Origin of the sequence: Escherichia sp. KTE52 (genome assembly GCF_000408325.1) — a bacterium.
GTDB classification, from domain to species: domain Bacteria; phylum Pseudomonadota; class Gammaproteobacteria; order Enterobacterales; family Enterobacteriaceae; genus Escherichia; species Escherichia marmotae.
In genome coordinates this window covers 1,644,691-1,667,294 of sequence record NZ_KE138680.1, presented here as the reverse complement: position 1 = coordinate 1,667,294, position 22,604 = coordinate 1,644,691, and the positions used below count along the sequence as shown (strand labels likewise).

Below are 22,604 nucleotides of genomic sequence, written 5' to 3'. Positions count from 1 at the left end.
TACAAACCACGAATCGTAGGTCTCCGGCAGTTATGCCGCACGTTCATCCCGCACCGCCAGCACCTCTGGCAAATTCAACTCAATCCAGTCTGCCAGTGCAGCAACCTTTTCACTGACCTGTTCACCCAGCGGTGTGAGGCTATATTCCACATGCGGCGGCACCACCGGATACGCGATACGGTTAACAAATCCATCCTGCTCCAGCGCCTGTAACGACTGCGCGAGCATCTTTTCGCTCACTCCGCCCATTTTACGCCGCAAGTCGCTAAAGCGATGAGTGCCTTCGCGCAGCGCCACCAGAATCAGTACACCCCAACGGCTGGTAACGTGTTTCAACACATCCCGCGACGGACACTGCTCAGCGAAGAGGTTTCCCTCTTTCAGTTGTTGCGACAGGCTTACCCGATTCATTTCATACTTACCTTTTTGTATGTACTTACTAAAAGTTAGTTTAGGTGTTAGCGTATTTAAACACAAGACAAACCAATGGAGATTTCTCATGATCGCAATCACCGGCGCGACCGGCCAGCTTGGTCACAATGTAATTGAATCTTTGCTGCAAACCGTTTCTGCCAGCCAAATAGTGGCTATCGCACGTAATCCGGAAAAAGCGCATGCTTTGAGCGCACAAGGCATTAGCGTGCGTCAGGCTAACTACGGCGATGAAGCTGCACTGACATCTGCGCTACAGGGCGTGGAAAAATTGCTGCTGATCTCTTCCAGCGAAGTGGGACAGCGTGCCTCGCAGCATCGTAATATTATTAATGCAGCAAAGGCGGCTGGCGTGAAATTTATCGCCTACACCAGCCTGTTACATGCGGACACCTCCCCGCTCGGCCTGGCTGCTGAGCATATCGAGACGGAGAAAATGCTGGCTGATTCTGGCATCGCTTATACCCTGCTGCGCAACGGCTGGTACACTGAAAACTACCTCGCCAGCGCCCCGGCAGCACTGGAACACGGCGTATTTATTGGTGCGGCGGGCGATGGCAAAATTGCCTCAGCAACTCGTGCAGATTACGCAGAGGCTGCGGCACGCGTAATTAGCGAAGCAGGTCACGAAGGCAAAGTCTATGAGCTGGCGGGCGACAACGCCTGGACGCTGACACAGTTAGCGGCAGAGCTGACCAAACAGAGCGGCAAACCAGTTATCTACCAGAATATGAGCGAAGCCGATTTCGCCGCAGCGCTGAAAAGCGTTGGTCTTCCTGGCGGACTGGCGGATATGCTGGCTGACTCTGACGTTGGCGCATCAAAAGGTGGTCTGTTTGATGACAGCAAAACACTCAGCACGCTGATTGGCCGCCCGACAACAACATTAGCCGAAAGCGTAAACGCGTTTTTTAATGTTAATAACTAGTTAATTAAAGTGGCATCCTCCCGCATCCTCTCTGATAATGACGGGATGCGGGGAGCAACCATCTCTGTTCCCTGAATATTTCTTCTGACAGACCAATGGATGCCAGTGATGATTAGCGGCGTGCTGTACGCCCTGTTAGCAGGGTTGATGTGGGGGCTTATTTTTGTCGGGCCGTTGATCGTTCCAGAATACCCGGCGATGTTGCAATCAATGGGACGCTATCTGGCATTAGGTTTAATTGCACTGCCCATTGCCTGGCTGGGGCGCGTGCGTCTGCGCCAGTTGACACGTCGCGACTGGCTTACCGCGCTAATGCTCACCATGATGGGCAATCTCATCTATTACTTTTGCCTTGCCAGTGCCATTCAGCGAACCGGCGCGCCTGTTTCCACGATGATTATCGGCACCCTGCCAGTGGTGATCCCGGTCTTTGCCAATTTGCTGTACAGCCAGCGCGACGGCAAACTCGCGTGGGGGAAACTCGCCCCGGCGCTGGTTTGTATTGGTATCGGCCTTGCGTGTGTAAATATTGCTGAGTTAAACCACGGTCTCCCCAATTTTGACTGGGCACGTTATACCTCAGGCGTCATGCTGGCATTAGTCTCCGTGGTTTGCTGGGCGTGGTATGCATTGCGCAACGCCCGCTGGCTGCGGGAAAATCCAGACAAACATCCAATGATGTGGGCGACGGCGCAGGCGCTGGTCACGCTGCCGGTTTCGCTCATCGGTTATGTTGTTGCTTGTTTCTGGCTGAATACGCAAATGCCTGATTTCTCTCTACCTTTTGGCTCCCGTCCACTGGCCTTTATTAGCCTGATGATTGCTATCGCCGTGCTTTGCTCATGGGTCGGCGCACTTTGCTGGAACGTCGCCAGCCAGCGATTACCGACGGTGATCCTCGGGCCGCTGATTGTTTTCGAAACGCTGGCAGGTTTGCTGTACACCTTTTTACTCCGCCAACAAATTCCACCGCTGATGACGCTGAGCGGTATCGCGCTGTTAGTGGCCGGCGTGATCATTGCAGTCAGAGCAAAACCGGAAAAACCCTTAGCTGAACCTGTCTCTGAAAGTTGACACCTTGCCAATCTGTTAAATAATCCTCTGCTACGTAAGGGTTATAGCTTTTAACTTAAAGATGCATTTAAAATACATCTTATCTTATTAAGAATGAGGTATCAGCTATGGCTTATCGCGACCAACCTTTAGGTGAACTGGCGCTCTCTATTCCTCGCGCTTCGGCTCTGTTTCGTCAATATGATATGGATTACTGCTGCGGCGGTAAGCAGACGCTGGCTCGCGCGGCGGCACGTAAAGAACTGGATGTTGACGTCATTGAAGCCGAACTGGCAAAGCTTGCTGAACAACCGATTGAGAAAGACTGGCGTAGCGCGCCGCTGGCAGAAATCATCGACCATATCATCGTGCGCTACCACGATCGTCACCGTGAACAACTGCCAGAGTTGATCCTGCAAGCCACCAAAGTAGAGCGCGTTCACGCCGACAAACCGAGCGTGCCAAAAGGGCTGACAAAATACCTGACTATGCTGCATGAAGAGCTTTCCAGCCACATGATGAAAGAAGAGCAGATCCTCTTCCCGATGATCAAACAAGGCATGGGCAGCCAGGCGATGGGGCCAATCAGCGTAATGGAAAGCGAACACGATGAAGCAGGTGAGCTGTTGGAGGTTATCAAACACATTACCAATAACGTCACACCGCCGCCGGAAGCCTGCACCACCTGGAAAGCGATGTATAACGGTATTAATGAACTGATTGATGATTTAATGGAGCACATCAGTCTGGAAAATAATGTACTGTTCCCACGCGCGCTGGCGGGTGAGTGATTTGTTTGATCAACGATCCTGACATGAGCAGGATCGTTGATTGTTAAGTGATTCAGTCACTCAGTGGAAGCAATTCATTATTGTAACTGGTGTACTTACCTTCAACGGTAAGCAGACTGCCGTTTTTATCAAGATGCGCCGCATTGAGTTGTCGAGTCTCATTACGCCGCTTCGCATCACGAACCAACCCATCTCCTACGTAATAAATATAATGGTCATCATGAGCAAAGGTATCTGATAATTGACCATTGGCGTATTTAAACCACGTCCATTGGCCTTTCAGTTCAAAGAGCTCAACCGTGTCTTCGTTAATAAAATACGTATAGCGGTCATCATGTGCCAAATAATTTAATGTTGTGCCATCGGGGCTTTTATACCACGTCCAATGCCCATTAATATCGAAAATAGTCACATCAGCGCTCGCGATGAAATAAACTTTATTCCCTACAATATTAACGCCTCCCTGTAATTCTTGTTTGGGGTCGGGTAAATGAATAACCGAAAGCGTTTTTTCGACCCCAGAAACATACTTCACCAGATAGAGCGAATCTTTATATTGCGCCACATTCTGCGTCAACGGGCGAAAATATTCCGGATCAACATCAGGAATGGTCGCAACCCGGCAGTCATTAGCGCGCCGGGAAGCATCACGCGTCAACCATGTTACTTTATCTCGCTGTAGATCAAACGTACTCCGGCAATCTTTCCCGAACGAATAACGTTTCTCCCCGTTTTTGTCGCGATAAATCAGTAGTGAACCGGCCATCCAGCGCACAAGATGAAAGGTATCCGGATCGGCATTGATGGCATCTCCATTCACAAAGACCTGCGATTGGGTTCGCCAAATGGTATCCCACGGTCCAGGATTACTTTTGCTTTCACAACTATTAGGTGAATAAAGAATGGGGCGACGTGTCCAGGATTTAACGCCAAGAATAGAATACCCTTGTGCACTGCCTAACCAACGCCCTTGAAAATAAATATTGCGGCGATCTTTGAGCACATCCGCAGAATCACCTGAACGAACGCGACCGCCGACTTGTTGCAGCGAATCCATATCAACCTGCTTTTCGCCGCGGTTATCATCCGTGCGTTCGCCATCAAAATAGAGGCTGTCTTTATCAGCGGCAAAACGTCCCCAGGCACGGAATGTTGCGGCATCGACTTTCGGTGTTCCCGGCGGGTTCTGGACTATTTTCCCTGCCCATAAAATATGACGGCCATCAGTCAACCAGTCGAAACGCCAGCCGCCATTAGTTCTGATATAAGTGCCAGCATCCACTTGTACAAAATCATTATTGATATTATCCGGAGAATCATATTTATCATCAGTGCCGTTGGGTACGCGGCGAAGTTGCTTAAACTTGACCTGCGGTAAATGAATATCCGGGAAATAGAGTCCATAATCGTCACTATCTTCAACGCTATATTTTGTTCCTTGCCCCCACGGCTGGTAGTAAAACGCAGCAGAAGGTACACCGGAGCAGGCTAGTGAGGTGGTTGAAAATAAAGCCAGGGCGAGACAAAGGGGTTTAATTCGCAACATAGCGTCATCCTGAAGCTGTTAGTGTGAAGAGGTTATTTAAATAAGGGTTTTAGTCCGCTCGGAGGTTGCTTCACCGATGACCATCCTCCCACACCCAGGTTATAACGCAGCCATTCACCTTGCCGGGCACGCTCTTTCACAATTTCAGTCGCTTGTTGAGCGTAAAGCTGCCCGTCTGGAGATATATACGTATTAATTAATCTCCGCCAACCACCTGCTTCAAGTGAGCCGGAGAGTTCCTCCGACTTAAGATTAATCAATTCACCTTCACCCAAGGCGTTGGTTGTTACTTTATAAATTTGGTTCTTATATAAACCGGTGTCCCAAACAAACAGATAAAAATATTCCGGATCAACCCCCACCAGCGTTTCATAAACACAGTCACTGCCCGCTGGAGTGGCTTCATGTTTGAGCCAGGACACATTATTCAGACCACTATTAAATGGCGCACAGCGATACTCAATATCCTCAAGCTCATAGTCATGCTCGCCGCTTTTATCGCGATAAACCAACCGTTCACCAGGCATCCAACGTTTAATCTGAAAAGTTTTGCGATCGGCGGGCAGAAGCTTACCGTTAACAATTACCTGCGAATTTGTCAGCACAACAAATTGTATGGCTGAATCATGCCGCACGATTTGAAATCCATCGGCATGACCCAACCAGCGACCTTTATGCCAAAGACTATTTTTATCACGCAGTAAATTCCAGATGTCCGTCTCTTCCAGCGTTGACATATCCACCTGCTTATCACCGCTATTATCATCGGTACGCTGACCATCAAAATAGATACTGCGTTTATCGGCAGCGAAAGCGCCGAATGCCTGAAAACTGGTGGCATCGACATTAGGTTTACCGGATGGGTTTGTCAGGACTTTGCCTGCCCAAAGGACAGAGCGTCCATCGGTGAGCCAGGTATGCTGACAATCCCCCTCATCATCGCAATCGAACTTATCGGGATTAAAATCGGACAGTAAGCGGGTTTCTTGTTTATTGGCTAAATTGGCAATGCGCCAAAGGTGGGAAAAATTAATATCTGGTAATTCAGAGAGGATCTCATCTTTTTCCCCCTTCTGTTCGGCAATGTAAACCGTACCTTTCTCCTGCTGGCGGTAATAAAAATCTGCGCCCCAGGAAGGTGAAATGGAGAGAGGTAATGCGGCGATTAATAACCAACTGTGCTTAGCCATAGTGAACTCTGCAATAAGTGGCAAAGATTCACGGTAAGCCCGCGCCTGGGCGCTGTCGATGACGGGAAGTATTTTTAGGAATGTATAAAGACAAAAGAGATTGCAGACAAAGTGTGCTTTGTTCATGCCGGATGTGGCGTAAACGCCTTATCCGGCCTACAAAAGCACGCAAATTCAATATATGGCAGAGCTCCCGTAGGCCTGATAAGCGTAGCGCATCAGGCAATTTTGCAGCCTGAAAGGCACCCGCAGGTGCCTTAGCAGCATTACTTCGCTATACGTTTCTTACTAATAAACAACCAGCCCAGCCCTAGTGCGATAAACCACAGCGGAGTAACCAGCAGTGCCTGGCGAGTGTCGTCTTCCAGCGTCAGCAGCACGATAACGAACACAAAGAACGCCATACATACCCAGCACATCAGCTTGCCGAGCGGCATCTTGTAGATCGACTTCTCATGCAGGTGTGGACGCTGTTTGCGATACACCAGGTACGAGCAAAGGATAATAGTCCAGACGAACATAAACAGAATCGCTGAAACCGTGGTGATCATGGTGAACGCGCCAATCACGCTTGGATTCACATACAACATCACCACGCCGCCGAGCAGACAGATACAAGAGAAGGTCAGCCCTTTCGCTGGTACTGCGCGTTTAGAGAGTTTAGCGAACGCTTTCGGCGCGACGCCTTCCTGTGCCAGACCAAACAACATACGGCTGGTAGAGAATACGCCACTGTTAGCAGAAGAAGCCGCAGAGGTCAGCACCACAAAGTTAATCACACTTGCCGCCGCAGGCAGCCCCACCAGCACAAACAGTTCTACAAACGGGCTTTTCTCCGCGACCACTGAACTCCACGGCGTCACGGACATAATCACAATCAGCGCGAAGACGTAGAACATAATGATGCGGATCGGAATGGAGTTAATCGCACGCGGCAGTGATTTCTCTGGATCTTTGGTTTCCGCAGCCGTTGTGCCGACCAGCTCAATCCCCACAAAAGCGAAAACCGCTATCTGGAATCCGGCAAAGAAGCCGCTTAAGCCTTTCGGGAACCAGCCGCCGTCATTCCACAAATGCGCAAACGACGCTTCTACGCCAGTCGGTGACTGGAAGTGCATCATCACCATAATCAGACCGACAACAATCAGCGACACAATAGCGACGATTTTGATCATCGCGAACCAGAACTCCATCTCACCAAACATTTTCACGGTGGCGAGATTAAGAACCAGCAACAGAATGATCACCGACAACGACGCCACCCAGTCGGAAAGTCCTGGAAACCAGAACTGCGCGTAAGCGGTAATCGCCACAACATCCGCCATACCGGTTACCACCCAACAGAACCAATAAGTCCAGCCAGTGAAATAACCCGCCCACGGCCCCAATAAATCGGAAGCGAAGTCACTAAAAGATTTATATTCCAGATTCGAAAGCAGCAACTCCCCCATTGCCCGCATCACGAAAAAGAGCATAAAACCGATGATCATATAAACAAAAATGATCGACGGCCCGGCAAGACTAATTGTTTTACCGGAACCCATAAACAACCCTGTACCTATGGCACCGCCAATGGCAATAAGCTGAATATGCCGGTTTGTGAGATTGCGCCGTAGCGACTGTTCAGCCGGAGCCTGATCATCGGCAACGACTTTTACCTGATCTACCATGTTTTTTCTTCCTGTCTGTGTTGTTCAGGCTCTGCGGCCTTTTGTCAGTCTATGATACGACGAATCGGTATCGGGACTCATCGATATTAGGTAACAATGCGCGGGATGAATACTAAGATTTAGATCTAATGTTAATTTAATGTTTAAAGTGAGTGTCATATCACGGTGATAACGCGAAATAGCTCACAAAAATACACGCTTACGTGGTCTTTGCAACACAAAATAGCGCCGTTTGGCAAACTGAAGGGTTTATTGCTGAATGCCTGCTCCCCTCTGGCTCGAGGGGAACAGAATGCGCTGCTTAGAGGATTTCCAGCAGTTCGACTTCAAACACCAGGGTGCTGAACGGAGGAATAGACGCGCCAGCGCCACGCTCGCCATAAGCCAGTTCCTGCGGGATAGTCAGTTCCCATTTAGAACCTACCGGCATCAGAGTCAGTGCTTCAATCCAGCCGGGGATCACGCCGTTAACCGGGAATTCAGCCGGTTCGCCACGGGCAACGGAGCTGTCAAATACAGTACCGTCGATCAGTTTACCGGTGTAATGAACGCGAACGCGGTCGGTACGTGCCGGAATTGCGCCTTCGCCCTGATTAATCACGCGGAATTGCAGGCCAGATTCGGTGCTGTTCACACCCTCTTTTTTGGCGTTTTCTTCAAGGTATTTCACACCTTCGGCTGCCATCGTCTGGAAACGCTGACGACGAACAGCATCGGCACGTTCGTGGATTTCACGTAGCGCACGGTGCACCACATCAACCGGAACAGCCGGATGTTTGCCTTCCAGCGCATCAGCAATGCCTGCAACCAGTGCTTCTGGCAGTAACCCTTCCAGACCAGATTCACTCAGTTGTTGCCCTACCTGCAAACCAATGCCGTAGCTTGCTTGCGCTTCGATGGTATCAAAAGTTGGGGTGGTCATCGTATTTCCTTTCTTAGGGTAAAAAGTAGCGGGCAGCATATCAGCCACACAACTTTGGGTAAAACTTTGTCGCGGGAATGATGACAAATCACGGGGAAAAAGAAACAATAGCAATATCCCGTATGAATATAATAAAAGCGGGTTTACCACGGACATCATAGCGTTAGCTTATTCATAGGCTATGATTGAGGAACAAGACGCGGAGCAGGAGGAAACCATGCCCGGGCGCTTTGAACTAAAACCAACCCTGGAGAAAGTCTGGCACGCGCCGGACAATTTTCGCTTCATGGACCCGCTGCCGCCGATGCATCGTCGGGGGATCATTATTGCCGCCATTGTATTGGTGGTCGGTTTTCTACTTCCGTCTGATGATACGCCCGACGCGCCGGTGGTGACGCGTGAAGCGCAACTGGATATTCAGTCGCAATCCCAACCGCCGACGGAAGAACAACTGCGGGCGCAATTAGTCACCCCACAAAATGATCCCGATCAGGTGGCACCGGTCGCCCCTGAACCGATACAGGAAAGTCAGCCTGAAGATCAGCCGCAAACCGCACAAACACAACCTTTCCAGCCAGATAGCGGAATTGACAACCAGTGGCGCTCTTACCGTGTCGAACCCGGCAAAACGATGGCGCAACTGTTCCGCGACCACGGTCTACCCGCCACTGATGTCTATGCAATGGCGCAGGTAGAAGGCGTGGGTAAACCGCTGAGTAATTTGCAAAATGGGCAGATAGTGAAAATTCGCCAGAACGCCAGCGGCGTGGTGACGGGCTTAACCATTGATACGGAGAATAATCAACAGGTTCTGTTTACCCGCCAGCCAGATGGCAGTTTTATTCGTGCGCGGTAGATGAAGGTTCAAGCAGAAGCCAGCTAAGGATCGTTTCTTTAATGACCTTACGTCTGGCTTCCAGCGCTTGCGGTGAAACCATGCTGATGTGATAAACCAGGCCAAGCGTATGCTGGTTGATCAAATAATATCCTCCAAGCGCGGCAATATTGATATTCACCTGCAACGGGTCGATATCAGGCTTAAAAATATTGAGTTTCTTCCCTTCAGCCAACAAGGATTCCATTAACTGCAAATGCGCGTGGTTAATTTCCTGAAGACGCTGTGATTTTGCATAATGCACACCTTTGCTCTGGTTTTCACTATGCACAATTTTTAAAAACCAGGGATTAGCAATGTAATAATCCCAGGTAAAATCGATGATTTTTTCAATTGCTTTTTGTGGAGGGAGACCTGAAACATCAAGGGATTTTTCTTTTTGTCGAATATCATTCCAGGTATATTCCAGCACTTCGATAAATAAATTTTCTTTATTACCAAAGTGATGGTAAACCGTCTGTTTACTGCACTCCGCAGCCTTCACGATATTATCGACTCTGGCCCCTTCATAACCATATTCGGCAAATTCATTAACCGCACATAATAATAGTTTTTCCTTCAGGCTTTGTACGTTGCTGGTATCAAGATACATAACGCTTCCCCACGACCTCTTCAGGATTACTATCATAACCTGATTTGATTTCAGCTCCAGAAAAAAGGGCAAAAACTCGTACTTTCATCGAGTTATCAAATGCCCTGTGATCGCTATCGCAGATCAACCAACCAGATGGTTGATCTTTCTTTCCGCACGTCGCAAGCTAATCGTCACTCAAGGAAACAATATTCAAAAGAGGGTTATTGTATGAAGTCCACTCGTCCCGTTGCCGTGATTACCGGAGCCGCACGTGGTATTGGAAAAGGCTGTGCGCTGGAACTTGCTCGTGGCGGTTTTAACCTGCTGATTAACGATCGCCCCGATGCCGACAGCGTAGAAAAATTACATGCCACGCAACAGGAATGTCTGGCAGAAGGCGTGGAAGTGATTTGCTTCCCTGCCGATGTTGGCGATCTCTCCCTGCATGAAGAGATGCTCGACGCGGCGCAAAACCAGTGGGGGCGTCTGGACTGTCTGCTCAACAACGCGGGGATTTCCGTGAAAAAGCGCGGTGACCTTCTCGACCTGGAGCCAGACAGCTTCGACCAAAACATTGCCATTAACACCCGTGCGCCGTTTTTCCTCGCTCAGGCATTCAGTAAACGCTTACTGGCACAACCGAAACCGGAAGCAGAGCTACCGCACCGCTCGATTATTTTTGTCAGTTCAATCAACGCTATCATGCTGGCGATGAATCGCGGCGAATATACCATTGCCAAAACCGCCGTTTCTGCCGCTGCTCGTCTGTTTGCCGCTCGCCTTTGCAATGAACAAATTGGCGTCTATGAAGTGCGCCCCGGCCTAATCAAAACCGATATGACCATTCCGGCAACAGCCTATTACGATGAACTAATTGCCAAAGGTCTGGTGCCGTGGGGACGCTGGGGTTATCCGGCTGATATCGCCTCCACAGTACGGGCAATGGCGGAAGGCAAACTGATTTATACCTGTGGCCAGGCGGTCGCTATCGACGGCGGCTTAAGTATGCCGCGCTTCTGAGGCTGAATCATGAGAGATCTGTTACAACGCCCGGATTTATTCAGCATTAATACCGCGACGCTGGGCTATAAAATGCCGCTACCCGCCATTATTGATGCCTGCGCCGCACGCGGTATCGGCGCGCTCGCCCCCTGGCGCAGAGAGTTGCAGGGCGAAGATCTCCAGCAGATCGCCCGCCAGCTTGCCGCCAGTAACATGAGCGTTTCCGGTTTGTGTCGTAGCACCTATTACACCGCGCCGACGCTGGCGGAGCGCAAACTGGCAGTAGATGATAACCGTCAGGCGCTGGACGATGCCGCTGCGCTGAACGCCGCCTGTTACATGCAGGTGGTTGGCGGGTTACCAACTGGCACAAAAGATCTGTATGAGGCGCGGGAACAGGTGAAACAAGGGATTCGCCAGTTGCTGCCACATTCGAAAGAAGTCGGCGTGCCAATTGCGCTGGAGCCACTGCACCCGATGACTGCCGCCGATCGTTCCTGTTTGTGTACGCTACGCCAGGCACTGGACTGGTGTGATGAACTCGATCCCGATGGTGAGTTTGGTCTCGGCGTGGCGGTGGATGTCTACCACGTCTGGTGGGACCCGGAACTGGCCAGCCAAATCCTGCGTGCCGGAAAACGAATTCTCGCATTTCATGTTTCCGACTGGTTAGTGCCAACCACCGATCTGGTCAATGATCGGGGAATGCCGGGAGATGGCATCATCAATATTCCGTCAATCCGTCGCCTGGTTGAAAACGCCGGATTTAATGGCGCTATAGAGCTGGAAATATTCTCACCGTACTGGTGGCAGCAAGATATAAACAGCACGCTGGATATTAGCGTCGATCGCATCGCGCATTATTGTTAAGGAATGATCATGAATGACCAACCCGTTCTGTTCAGCAGAGCGGCGGCTTCCTGCCGTCTGACGTTGAACCGTGAAGATAAATGTCATGCCATTAATGAAGAGATGATTGAATCTCTCGATCATTATTTAAATGAAATTGAAAACGACACCACATTACGATTAGTCGAATTAACCGCAACCGGCGATAAATTCTTTTGTGCGGGCGGCGATATTAAATCATGGTCGACTTATTCTCCATTAGATATGGGCAGAAAGTGGATTAAACGCGGTAATGATGTTTTTAATCGCCTACGCAATTTACCGCAATTAACGGTTGCGAATCTAAACGGTCACACCATCGGCGGCGGTATTGAACTTGCCTTGTGCTGCGATATTCGTATCGCTCGCCCCAACGCAAAATTCTCTAACCCGGAAGTGATGCTTGGCATGGTGCCTGGCTGGATGGGCATCGAACGTGTGCTTAATCAGGTCGGTCCGGTGGTTGGTCGCCAGATGCTGATGTTGGGTAAACGCCTGACGGCGCAGGAAGCCCTGGCGGCGAATTTGATTGATGAAGTGGTAGAAAAAGAACAGATAGAAAGCTGGATGGCGAATCAGTTAGCGCACCTGGAAAAATGTGGCCCGGTGGCGCTGGCGCATATTAAGCAACTGATTCTGGCGCTGGAAAATAAACATGCCGATTACTCACACCAGTTACTGGCGGGATTAATGTCCGCCACCCACGATTGCCAGCAAGCCACGCGCGCATTTGCCGAAAAAGGCAGCGTCAGCTTCCATAATCAATAAGGAAATTGTATGCGTAAGATAACAACCGCCGGGGCACTGGCGGCGCAAATTCAGGACGGCGCAACCATTGCCATTAGCGGTAACGGCGGCGGCATGGTGGAAGCTGACCATATTCTGGCAGCCATTGAAGCGCGTTTCCTGCAAACCGGACACCCCCGCAACCTGACACTAATCCACTCGCTGGGCATTGGCGATCGCGACAGCAAAGGCACTAACCGCCTCGCTCATGCCGAAATGCTCAAACGCATAATTGCCGGACACTTTACCTGGTCCCCCAAAATGCAGGAGTTGGTAAAAAATAACGCCATCGAAGCGTATTGCTTTCCTGGCGGTGTAATTCAGGCACTGCTGCGGGAGATCGGTGCCGGACGTCCTGGGCTTTTTACCCACGTAGGGCTGGGATCGTTTGTTGATCCACGCAATGGTGGCGGAAAGTCGAACGCTTGCACCACTGACGATCTGGTAGAACTGATTGAAATTGATGGCGAAACCAAACTCCGATATCGCCCTTTCAAAGTGGACTATGCCATTTTGCGCGGCACTTATGCCGATCCGCGTGGCAACGTTAGCCTCGAAGAAGAAGCGATTGATATGGATAGCTATTCGATGGCGCTGGCAGCACACAACAGCGGCGGCAAAGTATTCGTCCAGGTGCGCGATGTGCTGGAAGCTGGCGCCATCGAACCACGCCGGGTCAAGCTGCCGGGGATTCTGGTCGATGGCATCGTTGAGCACCGCGAACAACCGCAAACCTATCTTGGCGGCTACGACCTGACAATTAGCGGTCAGCATCGCCGTCTGAGTTCTACCGGCGCTATTGAACTGGTTAGCCATCCGGTGCGCCGTCTGATTGCCCGTCGGGCGGCACGCGAACTGGTGGCTGGCGCTTCTACCAACTTTGGCTTTGGTATTCCGGGCGGTATTCCTGGGGTTGCACTGCGCGAAGGTGTTCCTTATCAAAGTTTATGGTTGAGTGTCGAGCAAGGCGTGCATAACGGCATGATGCTGGATGACGCGTTTTTCGGCTGCGCCCGTAACGCTGACGCGATTATCCCTTCGCTGGATCAATTCGAGTTCTACAGCGGCGGCGGCATTGATATTACTTTCCTCGGCATGGGCGAGATGGATCAGCACGGTAACGTCAATGTCTCACACCTGAACGGCAATCTGATCGGCCCTGGCGGCTTCCTCGAAATTGCACAAAATGCCCGTAAAGTGGTGTTCTGCGGCACATTCGACGCCAAAGGCAGCAAGATCGACGTGACGCCAGATGGTCTGCATATCACCCAGTCAGGTCAAATACCCAAACTGGTTACTCAGGTGGAAAAAATCACCTTTAGCGCCGCTTACGCACAGCAAAGTGGTCAGGAAGTGCTGTACATCACCGAACGCGCGGTTTTTCAGTTAACGACAGAAGGTGTTGAATTAATTGAGATTGCCCCGGGCGTGGAGATTGACCGCGACATTCTGCCGTTCATGGCCTTCCGTCCGATTATCAGGCAGCCGCGTCTGATGGAAAGTAGCCTGTTTACGCCGATGGAGGACGCATGAGCCAGCCTGATGACGCCATCCTCGAGGCGCTGACGCACGTCACCTTTCCGAAAGGTTTTACGCCAGCAGAACCGCACTCAATTGTCACCGTGGAGGATGTTGATTACCCAACCTGGCAAGTTGATGCACTGGTCGTTGGTAGCGGCGCGGCTGGATTACGTGCAGCGGTTGAGCTGAAACGTCGCCAGCAAAATGTGCTGCTTGCTACCGCCGGGTTATACATGGGAACGTCAGCCTGCTCCGGTTCCGATAAACAGACGCTGTTTACCGCTGCTACTGCGGGCAACGGCGACAACTTCGCAAAACTGGCCGAGGCACTGGCGAGTGGCGGCGCGATGGATCACGACACGGCATATGTCGAAGCGGTCGGTTCCCTACATACCCTTGGTGGGCTGCAATATCTTGGTCTGGAATTGCCGGAAGATCGCTATGGCGCAATTCTCCGTTATCAGACCGACCATGACGAAGCCGGACGCGCGACGTCCTGTGGACCACGCACTTCTCGCCTGATGGTGAAAGTGCTGCTGGAAGAAGTGCAGCGCCTCTCCATTCCACTGCTGACCAGTGCAACGGTGATTAAACTGCTGCATCAACGCGGTGAGAATGGCGAAGATCGCGTGGCGGGGGCTATCCTCGCAACCGGTTCCCGCGCCCATAACCCGTGGGGGCTGGCAATTGTGACTGCGCCCAATGTGGTACTGGCAACGGGCGGACCGGGCGAGCTTTATCGCGACAGTGTTTATCCGCATAAATGCTTTGGCTCGCTGGGGCTGGCGCTGGAAGAAGGTTTGACGCTAACCAATCTGACCGAAAGCCAGTTTGGTATAGGCACGCCGCGCAGCACGTTTCCGTGGAATTTATCCGGCACCTATGTGCAGGTGATCCCGTATATCTATTCTGTGGATACAGAGGGTAACGAGTATAATTTCCTTGCGGATTACTATCGCACTACCCAGGAACTGGCTTCAAATATCTTCCGTAAAGGCTATCAGTGGCCGTTCCACGCCACACGGGTGATGGATTTTGGCTCCAGCCTGCTGGATATGGCGGTGGCAAAAGAGCAGCAATCAGGCCGCCTGGTGTTTATGGATTTCAATCGCAATCCTGAAGCGGTGCCTGGTGATTTGCCATTCTCATTAGCGCGACTGGATGCTGACGTTCACGCGTATCTGGAAAACAACGGCGCGCTGGCACCATCGCCCATCGAACGCCTGCAACGAATGAATCCGCTGTCTATCTCGTTGTACCAGATGCACGGTTACGGGCTCACCACGCAACCACTGCAGTTCGCCATGAATAATCAACACATGAACGGCGGCATTGAGGTGGATATCTGGGGGCAAACCTCTCTCCCCGGCTGTTTTGCCGTGGGAGAAGTGGCCGGAACTCACGGCGTCACTCGCCCCGGCGGCGCAGCGCTGAATGCCGGGCAGGTTTTTGCCGTGCGCCTGGCGCGCTTTATTGGCTGTACGCAAATGCGGTCTGTTGAGGGAGATATCGCGCAACGGGTAGCTTCGCCCCTGACTACCGTAAGAGAGGTCATCACCCAGGCGCTGGCAAACGAAAACGGTATGACGCTGGCAACGGTGAAAGAAAAAATCCAGACGCGAATGTCTGATTACGCTGGATTTATTTGTCATGCCGATAAAGTTCGCCACGCCACCCGCGATGCCCTGCTGTTGAGTGAATTTGCCCAGCAACACGGTTTAACCATCAACCACGCAGGCGAAGTTGCTGAATTATTTATGTGGCGGCATATGGCGCTGACCTCTGCCGCCGTTTTAACGCAACTCACACATTATATTGACGCAGGTGGCGGCAGTCGTGGGGCGCGGATGGTTATTGATCCGCAAGGCGAATGCCTGCCACAAACTCGTCGCGGCGCAAAAGAAGAATGGCGTTTTCGCTCTGAGCAAGCCGACGATAAAAATCACAAATTAACGATTCAATATTCACAAGGTTCTTTTATTACCGAAGTTAAGTCTTTACGCAAACAACCGCATATTAACGGTATTTTCTTTGAAAAAAACTGGCCAGATTTTCTGAATGGAGAGATTTACACACAATAATTTTTAATATGTTCTCTGTACCTGATTTTATTACCTATTACACGGAAATACCAACAACCAGGGTTTATTAATATAATTAAAAGGTTTAAACATGAATAAAATAAAGAATTATCGGTGGCATATGATTGCCCTCGTATGTTTTATCACTGTAATCAATTATCTGGACAGAACTGCATTAGGTATTGCGGCTCCAACCATTATGGAGACCACCGGAATAACCAAAGAGCAATATTCATGGATCGTCAGTGCGTTCCAGTTGGCCTATACATTAGGGCAACCGGTGATGGGTTTCTTTATTGATACCGTTGGTCTGAAATTAAGCTTTGCGATTTGCGCCGCAATCTGGGGCCTGGCGACAATGGGTCATGCACTGACCGGAACATGGTCAGGTCTGGCATTTATGCGCGCCCTGATGGGTTTCAGCGAAGCATCGGCAATTCCGGCGGGTGTTAAAACAGCATCAACATGGTTCCCGGCAAAAGAGCGCGGTGTGGCTACGGGGGTTTTCAATATGGGAACTTCACTCGGTGCAATGCTTGCGCCACCGCTGATTGCCTGGTGCATTATGTTTCATAGCTGGCAATTTGCGTTTATTGTCTCGGGTAGCCTTGCTTTGCTCGCGGCTATATTTTGGTTCTTTTGTTATAAAGATCCGAAAGATGCCAAACGCCTTTCTGATGAAGAGCGTCAATATATTGAATCAGGACAAGAGCAGCATCTTAAAACAGGTAAAAAAGAAAAAACGTCAATCAAACATATCCTCAGCCAACGTAATTTCTGGGGTATCGGCATCGCGCGTTTTCTCGCAGACCCGGCATGGGGAACCATTAATTTCTGGGTGCCTATATTCTTCGTTGAAACGCTGCATTTTAGCCTGAAAGAAATTGCCATGTTTGTCTGGCTACCTTTCCTGCTGGGCGACCTCGGCTGTTTAGCCAGCGGTTTTGTGGCGAAGTTCTTCCACGATCGCGGCGTGAGTTTAATTAACTCGCGAAGAATTACCTTCACTATTGCTGCGGTCATTATGATGACAATCGGCCTGGTGAGTATTGTCGAAAATCCCTACATTGCCGTATTGCTGATTAGTATTGGCGCGTTCTCGCATCAATGTCTTTCTACTGTTGCGGCAACACTGGGCGGCGATTTGTTCAAAAAAGATGAAGTTGCCACCGCCGTTGGTATGGCGGGTGCCTGTGCGTGGAGTGGTCAGTTGATTTTCAACCTGTTTATCGGGGCATTCGTTCACATTATCGGCTTCGCGCCGTTCTTTATTGCTCTGGCTTTCTTTGACATCCTGGGGGCAATTGCGCTGTGGGCGCTTATCAAAGTCAAAGATGAAGAACCGCACGTACAATTAGCTACGAGCTAATATTTAAGATGAGTGCGCTGTAATTATGGTTATGGCGCTTCAACAATAAAGCAAAACGCCGGCACATGGCCGGCGTTTTTACGTCTCGTTGAATAACGAATTATTCAGCTACTACGTTTACGATCACTTTCGCGAATACTTCGCTGTGAACCTGGAAGCTTACTTCGTGTTCGCCAGTGGTACGCAGAACGCCGTTCGGCAGACGAACTTCGCTCTTAGCCACTTCAACGCCTGCTGCAGTTACAGCGTCAGCGATGTCGCGAGTACCGATGGAACCGAACAGTTTACCTTCGTCGCCAGCTTTAGACGCGATGGTAACAGTTTCCAGTGCATTGATTTTCTCAGCGCGAGCATTAGCTGCTGCCAGAACTTCAGCCAGTTTAGCTTCCAGTTCAGCGCGACGTGCTTCGAAGAATTCAATGTTTTTCTTGGTAGCTGGAACAGCTTTACCCTGTGGTACCAGGAAGTTACGAGCGTAGCCCGCTTTAACATTTACCTGATCACCCAGGCTACCCAGGTTTGCTACTTTATCAAGCAGAATAACTTGCATTACCTTATCCTCTCAAAGTCGTATTAATGGACCGTGACCGATTACTGATGGCGATCAGTGTACGGCAGCAGGGACAGGTAGCGAGCGCGTTTGATAGCGCGAGCCAGCTGACGCTGGTATTTTGCACGGGTCCCGGTGATACGGCTTGGGACAATCTTACCGCTTTCGGTGATGTAGTTTTTCAGCGTAGCGATATCTTTATAGTCGATCTCTTGAACGCCTTCCGCGGTGAAACGGCAGAACTTGCGACGACGGAAATAACGTGCCATATGGCTAGTCTCCAGAATCTATCAATTCAATCTGCTCGGCATGCAAAACCATTTTGCTCAGACCGTTCTTTGCCTTGTGGCATGAAATGAACCCCTGAACGGTTATGCGACTGCCGACCGTTATACTGTGAGTAATGGCCTGGTTTTCGTGTCCGCTAATAATAACGGGCATTTGGCACCACGCCTGCCGATGAAAACCGGCTTCCTCCTGCACAGAACGATGCTCAAGCACGAACTGGCAGTGAGGAATTCCTGATGGACTGACCTTTCGAAGGGGCATCCTGCACACGGTGCCGGACAACACCAGACGGTTGGTCATCAGAAATTACTCTTCAGAATCCCCAGCTTCAGCATCATCAGCGGTTTCGTTTGCGAAATCATCGCGACGCTCACGGCGCTCGTCTTTCGCTTTAACCATCGGAGATGCTTCGGTAACGGCGTGCTTAGTACGCATTACCATGCTACGGATAACGGCGTCGTTGAAGCGGAAGGTAGTTTCCAGCTCATCGATCACTTCCTGCGGCGCTTCAACGTTCATCAGAACGTAGTGAGCTTTGTGCAGTTTGTTGATCGGGTAAGCCAGCTGACGGCGGCCCCAGTCTTCCAGACGGTGGATCTTGCCTTCTGCACCAGTGATGGCAGCAGTGTAGCGCTCGATCATGCCCGGAACCTGTTCGCTCTGGTCAGGATGGACCATAAAAACGATTTCGTAATGACGCATCGAATTGCTCCTTACGGATTATTCAGCCTCCTGTCTGGGTCAGCCGCAGCCCATGGAGGCAAGGAACGTGTTAAAGGGCGGCTGAAAAATGACGCGTTATAGTACTGGTATACCCCACTAAACTCAAGGCCAGCCGACAAATAATTCTCATCTTTCGCTAAATCGTACTAACCCGCTGATTTGAAGTTCATCACATTCCATTACGGTGTTTTTTTGAACAACTGCATCAGAAATGGTCACCATCAACTTCTTTATCATTGATTAAAATTAAATCAGAAGATCATCACAGAGGAGCGCATACAAAGACAGCCGTCGAGGAGGTATTTATGTTCAGTCGTGTTTTAGCCCTTCTGGCTGTGCTTTTGCTAAGTGCAAATACATGGGCAGCCATTGAAATCAATAACCACCAGGCCAGAAATATGGACGATGTGCAGAGCTTAGGCGTGATTTATATCAATCATAACTTTGCCACTGAAAGTGAAGCACGTCAGGCATTAAACGAAGAAACCGATGCGCAGGGCGCAACGTACTACCACGTGATTCTGATGCGGGAACCGGGGAGTAACGGCAACATGCACGCCAGCGCGGATATTTATCGCTAGCACCAGGTATAACCAACGAAACATTGTCATAGTTTGCATTGCCCCCTTCACCGGGGGCTTTTTTATGAAAAACGGCTGCGGAATCAGACCAGTTATCTCCCGAAGAAGGATATTTCCGCAGCGCGTGTTTTACTTCTGCCCGTAATAAGCGTTGGGACCATGCTTACGCATAAAGTGCTTATTCATCAGATAACTATCGATGGGATTTAGTTGCGGGTTAATGCCGCGCGCAATCCACGCCATTTTCGCCACTTCTTCCATCACCACCGCATTATGCACCGCATCATGAGCGTCTTTACCCCAGGCGAACGGCCCGTGCTGGTAAACCACAATCCCCGGCGTATGCAGCGGCTCGGCATCGCCCAGCGTTTCGATGATCACTTTGCCGGTGTTCAGTTCATACTCGCCCTGCACCTCTTCTTCGCTTAATCCGCGCGTACACGGAATATCGCCAAAGAAATAGTCAGCGTGTGTGGTGCCTAACGCCGGGATCGCCATCCCCGCCTGCGCCCATGCGGTGGCATGGGTTGAGTGGGTATGCACGATTCCACCGAGAGATGGATAACGACGGTAAAGCTCGAGATGCGTTGCAGTGTCTGACGATGGACGATACTGCCCTTCCACCACATTGCCACTCATGTCAACCACCACCATATCGTCCACTTGCATGGTTTCGTAGGCGACGCCGCTGGGCTTAATTACCACCAGCCCGCGTCCGCGATCAATGGCGCTGACGTTGCCCCAGGTAAAGGTCACCAGTCCGTAACGCGGCAGATCCATGTTGGCTTCAAATACCTGTAGTTTCAGCTTTTGCATTATGCGGCCTCCACCATGCCCGCTTTGGCCATGCGCGCTTTCACCCAATCACGCGCTTTCGCCACTTCTGCCGCCGGGTCTTCCGCCGTTTCGCTCCACATCTCAATCAGATAAGGCCCGCAATAACCACTCTGTTTGAGCGTTTCAAAGCAACGTTCGAAGTCCACCACGCCTTCGCCAAACGGCACATTTTTAAAGACGCCCGGTTTGGTGTCTTTCACATGCACCGCGACGATGTGCCCTATTCCAGCCTGTAATTCCATCTGCACGTCGTTATCCCACGCCGACAGGTTGCCGATATCCGGATAGAGCTGGAACCACGGGTTGTTGAGATAGTGTGCATAGCCCAGCGCCTTGCTGATGGAGTTCATCAACGGGTAATCCATGATCTCCATCGCCAGCGTCACCTGCGCACGGCTCGCCATCTCAACACTCTCTTTCAGCCCTTCGCGAAAACGACGACGCGTTTCGTTATTGGCTTCCTGATAGTAGACGTCATAGCCCGCCAGTTGGATCACGCGAATGCCGACATCCTGGGCGAACTGGATAGCTTTACGCATAATCTCCAGCCCCTGCGCCCGCACTGTGTCATCTTCGCTGCCCAGCGGAAAACGACGATGGGCAGAAAGGCACATGGACGGTACGCGCACGCCAGTTTCAACAATCGCATTCACCAGCGTCAGACGTTGTTCGCGGCTCCAGTCAAGGCGAGACAGGCGAGCGTCCGTTTCATCTACTGACATCTCAACAAAATCGAAGCCCAACGTTTTTGCCAGTTGCAGCCGTTCCAGCCAGCACTCCCCGGTGGGGAGTGCTTTTTCATAGATGCCAAGCGGGATTTGTTTGGACAACATATCCGCTCCTTAGCCCCACAGTTGGGCGATGGAACGTTTGAACTGACGCGCAGCTTCAACCGGAGACGCGGCATCACGGATGCTACGACCAGCGATAAAGACATGAATCGGAATACCTTTGAACAGTGGCAAATCTTCCAGCGCCAGGCCACCGGTAATGGTTACTTTGAAGCCCATATCAGAAAGGCGTTTGATCGCGGCGATATCTGATTCGCCCCAGCCTACACCGGCTGCTTGCGCATCACGGCTGCGGTGATACACCACCTGCTGGATGCCCGCTTCACGCCATGCATCCGCCTGTTCCCAGGTCCAGAAACCAGTCAGTTCAATCTGTACGTCGCCGTTAAACTCTTTTGCCACATCCAGCGCGCCTTTGGCGGTGTTGATATCCGCACAGCAAATCACGGTGACCCAGTCAGCGTTGGCTTCAAAGCACATACGAGAAAGGATTTTGCCCGCATCAGCAATTTTGGCGTCTGCCAGCACAATCTTGTGTGGATAGAGTGCTTTCAGATCGCGCACCGCACGCACACCTTCCCCCATACACAGAATGGTGCCCACTTCGATAATATCGACTTCTTCAGCAATCAGACGAGTGGTTTCATAGGCGCTATCCATAGTCTGGTTGTCCAGCGCGACTTGCAACATGGGTAATGACATCTTCAATTCCTTCTTAAGCAGCCGCGTTGGTGCGGTCAATTAAATCCAGTACTTCCTGCTCGGTACGGCAGGCGCGTAAACGGTCGAAATTCTCTTCATCTTCAAACAGGTTGACGATTTGCATGATGCCCACTTCCTGATGAGTATTGGCATCGACTGCCGCCATCGTGATGAGGATATCCACCGGGTCGTTATCTTCGTGGTTGAACTCCAGCGGCTTTTTCAACGTCACCAGCGCAAAACCGGTTTTCTTAACCCCCTCTTCCGGGCGTCCGTGTGGCATTGCCAGGCCTGGCGCGAGCACAAAGTACGGGCCGTGCTGTTCAACCGCATCCAGAATCGCCTGGTAGTAACGCGGCTCAACAACATCCGCCGCCACCAGCAGGTCAACGCCAATTTTTACCGCGTCCTGCCAGGTCTCTGCTTCTACCTGCAAACAGATAGATTTATTTTCTGCCAGCGAATCACGTAATTTCATGGCGCG

The 22,604-nt window shown here is 50.9% G+C and carries 25 protein-coding genes; 11 read left to right on the top strand and 14 right to left on the bottom strand.

Annotation, left to right across the window (positions count from 1 at the left end):
- Nucleotides 1–30 precede the first annotated feature (30 nt).
- Nucleotides 31–411, bottom strand: a complete 381-nt coding sequence (locus A1SC_RS03865) for a winged helix-turn-helix transcriptional regulator (RefSeq protein WP_016262812.1) — start codon at nucleotides 409–411, stop codon at nucleotides 31–33.
- Between the two features lie 88 nt (nucleotides 412–499).
- Here A1SC_RS03865 and A1SC_RS03870 point away from each other — a divergent pair, with 88 nt between their 5' ends.
- The 3 genes from A1SC_RS03870 (at nucleotide 500) to ytfE (ending at nucleotide 3,204) form a co-directional block, all read left to right on the top strand.
- Nucleotides 500–1,360 carry an SDR family oxidoreductase gene (locus A1SC_RS03870; RefSeq protein ID WP_016262811.1) on the top strand — a complete coding sequence of 287 codons (861 nt, stop codon included), beginning with the start codon at nucleotides 500–502 and terminating at the stop codon, nucleotides 1,358–1,360.
- A 108-nt stretch (nucleotides 1,361–1,468) separates the two neighbouring features.
- Nucleotides 1,469–2,434 (top strand): DMT family transporter, encoded by a 966-nt coding sequence (locus A1SC_RS03875; protein ID WP_010379620.1) that lies wholly within the window; start codon nucleotides 1,469–1,471, stop codon nucleotides 2,432–2,434.
- A gap of 107 nt (nucleotides 2,435–2,541) precedes the next feature.
- Nucleotides 2,542–3,204 carry an iron-sulfur cluster repair protein YtfE gene (gene ytfE, locus A1SC_RS03880; protein ID WP_000331472.1) on the top strand — a complete coding sequence of 221 codons (663 nt, stop codon included), beginning with the start codon at nucleotides 2,542–2,544 and terminating at the stop codon, nucleotides 3,202–3,204.
- A gap of 52 nt (nucleotides 3,205–3,256) precedes the next feature.
- Here ytfE and A1SC_RS03885 read toward each other — a convergent pair whose 3' ends face one another.
- From A1SC_RS03885 to fklB, 4 genes are all read right to left on the bottom strand, one after another.
- Nucleotides 3,257–4,750, bottom strand: a complete 1,494-nt coding sequence (locus tag A1SC_RS03885) for a hypothetical protein (protein ID WP_000944314.1) — start codon at nucleotides 4,748–4,750, stop codon at nucleotides 3,257–3,259.
- 32 nt (nucleotides 4,751–4,782) lie between these two features.
- Nucleotides 4,783–5,940: a hypothetical protein gene (locus A1SC_RS03890; RefSeq protein WP_016249509.1), complete on the bottom strand. Its 1,158-nt coding sequence runs from the start codon at nucleotides 5,938–5,940 to the stop codon at nucleotides 4,783–4,785.
- Between the two features lie 266 nt (nucleotides 5,941–6,206).
- Entirely contained in the window at nucleotides 6,207–7,610 is a 1,404-nt protein-coding gene (gene cycA / locus A1SC_RS03895) for a D-serine/D-alanine/glycine transporter (protein WP_016262810.1), read from the bottom strand.
- Nucleotides 7,611–7,911: 301 nt separating this feature from the next.
- Complete coding sequence (gene fklB, locus A1SC_RS03900) at nucleotides 7,912–8,532, bottom strand: BamJ family beta-barrel-assembly machinery protein (protein WP_000211229.1); 621 nt, start codon at nucleotides 8,530–8,532, stop codon at nucleotides 7,912–7,914.
- Nucleotides 8,533–8,749: 217 nt separating this feature from the next.
- Here fklB and ytfB point away from each other — a divergent pair, with 217 nt between their 5' ends.
- On the top strand, nucleotides 8,750–9,388 hold the full coding sequence (ytfB, locus tag A1SC_RS03905) for a cell division protein YtfB (protein ID WP_001517640.1): 639 nt from the start codon (nucleotides 8,750–8,752) through the stop codon (nucleotides 9,386–9,388).
- Here the strand turns inward: ytfB and A1SC_RS03910 are convergent.
- Entirely contained in the window at nucleotides 9,372–10,019 is a 648-nt protein-coding gene (locus A1SC_RS03910) for a TetR/AcrR family transcriptional regulator (RefSeq protein ID WP_001517639.1), read from the bottom strand. The genes ytfB and A1SC_RS03910 overlap by 17 nt on opposite strands.
- Nucleotides 10,020–10,229: 210 nt before the next feature.
- Here A1SC_RS03910 and A1SC_RS03915 point away from each other — a divergent pair, with 210 nt between their 5' ends.
- The 6 genes from A1SC_RS03915 (at nucleotide 10,230) to A1SC_RS03940 (ending at nucleotide 17,648) form a co-directional block, all read left to right on the top strand.
- Nucleotides 10,230–11,021 carry a 3-ketoacyl-ACP reductase gene (locus A1SC_RS03915; protein WP_000843394.1) on the top strand — a complete coding sequence of 264 codons (792 nt, stop codon included), beginning with the start codon at nucleotides 10,230–10,232 and terminating at the stop codon, nucleotides 11,019–11,021.
- 9 nt (nucleotides 11,022–11,030) lie between these two features.
- A complete protein-coding gene (locus A1SC_RS03920; protein ID WP_016262809.1) occupies nucleotides 11,031–11,873 on the top strand; it encodes a sugar phosphate isomerase/epimerase family protein in 843 nt (280 codons plus the stop codon).
- Between the two features lie 9 nt (nucleotides 11,874–11,882).
- Complete coding sequence (locus A1SC_RS03925) at nucleotides 11,883–12,659, top strand: enoyl-CoA hydratase/isomerase family protein (RefSeq protein WP_016249507.1); 777 nt, start codon at nucleotides 11,883–11,885, stop codon at nucleotides 12,657–12,659.
- A 9-nt stretch (nucleotides 12,660–12,668) separates the two neighbouring features.
- On the top strand, nucleotides 12,669–14,210 hold the full coding sequence (locus tag A1SC_RS03930) for an acyl CoA:acetate/3-ketoacid CoA transferase (RefSeq protein ID WP_001517636.1): 1,542 nt from the start codon (nucleotides 12,669–12,671) through the stop codon (nucleotides 14,208–14,210).
- The gene (locus A1SC_RS03935; RefSeq protein ID WP_001517635.1) at nucleotides 14,207–16,279 is read left to right on the top strand and encodes an FAD-dependent oxidoreductase; all 2,073 of its coding nucleotides are present in this window, start codon (nucleotides 14,207–14,209) and stop codon (nucleotides 16,277–16,279) included. The genes A1SC_RS03930 and A1SC_RS03935 overlap by 4 nt, the downstream gene beginning before the upstream one ends.
- Before the next feature lie 91 nt (nucleotides 16,280–16,370).
- Nucleotides 16,371–17,648, top strand: a complete 1,278-nt coding sequence (locus A1SC_RS03940; protein WP_001033611.1) for an MFS transporter — start codon at nucleotides 16,371–16,373, stop codon at nucleotides 17,646–17,648.
- Between the two features lie 100 nt (nucleotides 17,649–17,748).
- On the opposite strand, the gene rplI is transcribed toward A1SC_RS03940, so the two are convergent.
- Genes rplI through rpsF form a run of 4 tightly spaced genes read right to left on the bottom strand, consistent with a single transcriptional unit; the run spans nucleotide 17,749 to nucleotide 19,188 of the window.
- Nucleotides 17,749–18,198 carry a 50S ribosomal protein L9 gene (gene rplI, locus A1SC_RS03945; protein ID WP_001196062.1) on the bottom strand — a complete coding sequence of 150 codons (450 nt, stop codon included), beginning with the start codon at nucleotides 18,196–18,198 and terminating at the stop codon, nucleotides 17,749–17,751.
- A gap of 41 nt (nucleotides 18,199–18,239) precedes the next feature.
- Nucleotides 18,240–18,467, bottom strand: a complete 228-nt coding sequence (gene rpsR, locus A1SC_RS03950; protein ID WP_000135199.1) for a 30S ribosomal protein S18 — start codon at nucleotides 18,465–18,467, stop codon at nucleotides 18,240–18,242.
- A gap of 4 nt (nucleotides 18,468–18,471) precedes the next feature.
- Entirely contained in the window at nucleotides 18,472–18,786 is a 315-nt protein-coding gene (gene priB / locus A1SC_RS03955; protein ID WP_001517634.1) for a primosomal replication protein N, read from the bottom strand.
- A gap of 6 nt (nucleotides 18,787–18,792) precedes the next feature.
- Nucleotides 18,793–19,188, bottom strand: coding sequence for a 30S ribosomal protein S6 (gene rpsF / locus A1SC_RS03960; RefSeq protein ID WP_001216676.1), 396 nt, complete (start codon nucleotides 19,186–19,188; stop codon nucleotides 18,793–18,795).
- Nucleotides 19,189–19,514: 326 nt separating this feature from the next.
- Here rpsF and yjfY point away from each other — a divergent pair, with 326 nt between their 5' ends.
- Nucleotides 19,515–19,790: a DUF1471 family protein YjfY gene (gene yjfY, locus A1SC_RS03965; protein WP_000492914.1), complete on the top strand. Its 276-nt coding sequence runs from the start codon at nucleotides 19,515–19,517 to the stop codon at nucleotides 19,788–19,790.
- Between the two features lie 129 nt (nucleotides 19,791–19,919).
- On the opposite strand, the gene ulaF is transcribed toward yjfY, so the two are convergent.
- From ulaF to ulaC, 4 genes are read right to left on the bottom strand one after another with little or no spacing between them, the layout of a single operon-like run.
- A complete protein-coding gene (gene ulaF, locus A1SC_RS03970) occupies nucleotides 19,920–20,606 on the bottom strand; it encodes an L-ribulose-5-phosphate 4-epimerase UlaF (RefSeq protein WP_001517633.1) in 687 nt (228 codons plus the stop codon).
- On the bottom strand, nucleotides 20,606–21,460 hold the full coding sequence (gene ulaE / locus A1SC_RS03975; protein WP_000949556.1) for an L-ribulose-5-phosphate 3-epimerase UlaE: 855 nt from the start codon (nucleotides 21,458–21,460) through the stop codon (nucleotides 20,606–20,608). The genes ulaF and ulaE overlap by 1 nt, the downstream gene beginning before the upstream one ends.
- A 9-nt stretch (nucleotides 21,461–21,469) precedes the next feature.
- Nucleotides 21,470–22,120 (bottom strand): 3-keto-L-gulonate-6-phosphate decarboxylase UlaD, encoded by a 651-nt coding sequence (gene ulaD, locus A1SC_RS03980; RefSeq protein ID WP_000056742.1) that lies wholly within the window; start codon nucleotides 22,118–22,120, stop codon nucleotides 21,470–21,472.
- 13 nt (nucleotides 22,121–22,133) lie between these two features.
- Nucleotides 22,134–22,598 (bottom strand): PTS ascorbate transporter subunit IIA, encoded by a 465-nt coding sequence (ulaC, locus tag A1SC_RS03985; RefSeq protein WP_016262808.1) that lies wholly within the window; start codon nucleotides 22,596–22,598, stop codon nucleotides 22,134–22,136.
- Nucleotides 22,599–22,604: the final 6 nt, after the last annotated feature.